Below are 540 nucleotides of genomic sequence, written 5' to 3'. Positions count from 1 at the left end.
AGCGCTGGCCGCGATGCAAGTCTCGTAACGGGCAATGCGAGCGGCTCGATCGGCCTGCTGGCAGGCGCAACCGTCACCGGCGGCGCGCTCAACGCCGGTGTCGATATTGCCGCGCTGGCCGGCACGGGTGTGAGCATCACGTCCGGTACGGCTGGGGATGATATCGACCTGAAGGCAACGACAGGCAATGTCAGCCTGACGACCGGCCGTTCGACCAACGCCGAAGGCGCGCGGGGGACTTCGGTTACCTTCGGTACGCCCGGAGCGGCTGGGTCAGTCGCGGTCGCAAGCGGCGAGGACGCGCAACTCACCGCCTCAACAATCCGGATGCGTTCGGTGGCGGGCGACGTGACTTCGACCGCGAACCTTTCGACAGCAGAGGGCGATATCATCGCCACCGCGTTCCGCGACGTGTCGATCACCAGAGGTTCTGCCACCGGCGGCAATATCTTCGGCAGCGCTGGCCGCGATGCAAGTCTCGTAACGGGCAATGCGAGCGGCTCGATCGGCCTGCTGGCAGGCGCAACCGTCACCGGCGGC

The 540-nt window shown here is 66.9% G+C and carries 1 pseudogene; it reads left to right on the top strand.

Features of this window, described 5'->3' with window-relative positions:
• Positions 1–540 (top strand): annotated as a pseudogene (locus ACODS2_RS23130) (hypothetical protein); the annotation flags it as partial.

Source organism: Novosphingobium sp. FG137, from assembly GCF_057809735.1.
The sequence above is the reverse complement of the archived record's forward strand: the minus strand, read 5'-3'. Positions and strand labels throughout refer to the sequence as shown.